2 protein-coding genes are annotated in these 1939 nt (G+C 64.9%); both read left to right on the forward strand.

Annotated elements, in window-relative coordinates; all coding sequences use genetic code 11:
- Nucleotides 1-1267: L-seryl-tRNA(Sec) selenium transferase (gene selA, locus EOS_RS08795; RefSeq protein WP_047846241.1), on the forward strand; the 1267-nt coding region annotated here is incomplete at its 5' end.
- Nucleotides 1264-1939 (forward strand): selenocysteine-specific translation elongation factor (gene selB / locus EOS_RS08800; protein WP_047846242.1); only part of this gene is annotated, 676 nt, incomplete at its 3' end. The genes selA and selB, both read left to right, overlap by 4 nt.

The raw sequence follows: 1939 nt of genomic DNA on the forward strand, positions 1-1939 counted from the left end.
GGCGTCCGTGGCGGCGCTCGACGTGCCGCACCTCACGGCGTCGGTGGGAAAAAGCCTGCGAGAACGCGCGAGGGCCAAATTCCGCAGCGTTTTCAACCTGACCGGCACCGTGCTTCATACCAATCTCGGTCGCGCGTTATTGCCTGATGAGGCCGTCAGCGCAGTCGTCGCGGCGCTGACGCAGCCTTCGAACCTCGAATTCGATCTCGATACCGGCAAACGCGGGGACCGCGACGACCTGATCGATGAGATCATTTGCGAGTTGACCGGCGCCGAAGCGGCGACCGTGGTGAACAACAACGCTGCGGCGGTGTTGCTCACGTTGTCGGCGCTGGCGCCGAGAAAAGAAGTGATCGTGTCGCGCGGGGAGCTGGTGGAAATTGGTGGCTCATTTCGTATTCCCGACATCATGAGCCGCGCCGGCGCGAAGCTGCGTGAAGTCGGCACCACGAATCGCACGCACCTGAAGGATTACGAGGAAGCGATCGGCCCGCGAACCGCGCTGCTGATGAAAATCCACACGAGCAACTACGCCATTAGCGGCTTCACCAGGGAGGTGAGCGTCGCGGAGCTCGCGCCGCTAGCCAAAGCGCGCGGCGTGCCCGTAGCGGTCGATCTGGGCAGCGGCACGCTGGTCGATCTCACGCAATGGGGCTTGCCGCGTGAAGCCACCGTGCGCGAAACCGTGCTCGCGGGTGCCGATCTCGTCACGTTCAGCGGTGACAAGCTGCTTGGTGGACCGCAAGCGGGCTTGATCGTCGGCCGTCGCGACCTGATCGCGAAGATCAAGAAACATCCGCTCAAGCGCGCGCTGCGTGTGGGCAAACTCACGCTCGCCGCGCTGGAGCCGGTGCTGCGTTTGTACCGTGCGCCGGAAATGCTGGCGGAGCGGTTGACCACCTTGCGTTTGCTTACCCGTCCGGCCGACGCCATGCGCGCCGCTGCCGAACGCGTCCGGCCGGTTTTGCAGCGGACGATCGGGGAGCGTTATGAGGTCGCCGTCGAGCCGATGTTCAGCCAGATCGGCAGCGGAGCGTTGCCGGTCGATGTGCTGCCGAGCTACGGCCTCGTCATCAGGATGGCCGACGGCAAACGCGGCGGGCGGCAGTTGCTTGCGCTGGAAAAAGTCCTGCGCGGGATGTCGCGGCCGGTTATCGGGCGGATTGCCGACGACGCCCTGCGCCTCGACCTGCGCTGCCTCGAAGCGGCGGATGAAGCGGAGCTCGTCGCGCAGCTGCAGTTATCGGCTTCGGGTGTGCTGGGATGATCGTAGGCACGGCGGGACATATCGATCATGGCAAGACAACGCTGGTGCGCGCGTTGTCAGGGGTAGATACGGACCGGTTGAAAGAAGAGAAAGCGCGCGGTATTTCGATCGAACTGGGCTACGCGTACGTACCGCTCGATAACGGCGACGTGCTTGGCCTGATCGATGTGCCCGGTCACGAGAAGCTTGTCCATACCATGACGGCGGGCGCGAGTGGCATTGATTACGCGCTGCTCGTGATCGCCGCCGACGACGGCGTGATGCCGCAAACCCGCGAGCATCTGGCGATCCTGCAATTGCTCGGCGTGAAGCAGGGCGCCATTGCGGTGACCAAGACCGATCGTGTGGAACCGCAGCGGCTGCGCGAAGTGCGCGCGGAGATTGCCGCGTTCCTGGCCGGCAGCGCGCTGCAAGATGCACCCCTATTCGACACTAACGCGACGCTCGCCGACGATCCAGGCGTGGCGGCGTTGAACGCGCACTTGCGAGCGGCTGCTGCAGCGTGGCGGCTGCGTCGCGACGATGGCTTGTTCCGGCTGGCAATCGATCGCGTGTTCACGCTTGCCGGACAAGGCACGATCGTGACGGGCACGGTGGTGTCGGGGCGTGTGAGTGTGGGCGAGACCATGATGCTTGCGCCTGCGGGCGAGCCCGTGCGCGTGCGCAGCATCC

Source organism: Caballeronia mineralivorans PML1(12) (genome assembly GCF_001028175.1).
GTDB classification, from domain to species: domain Bacteria; phylum Pseudomonadota; class Gammaproteobacteria; order Burkholderiales; family Burkholderiaceae; genus Caballeronia; species Caballeronia mineralivorans.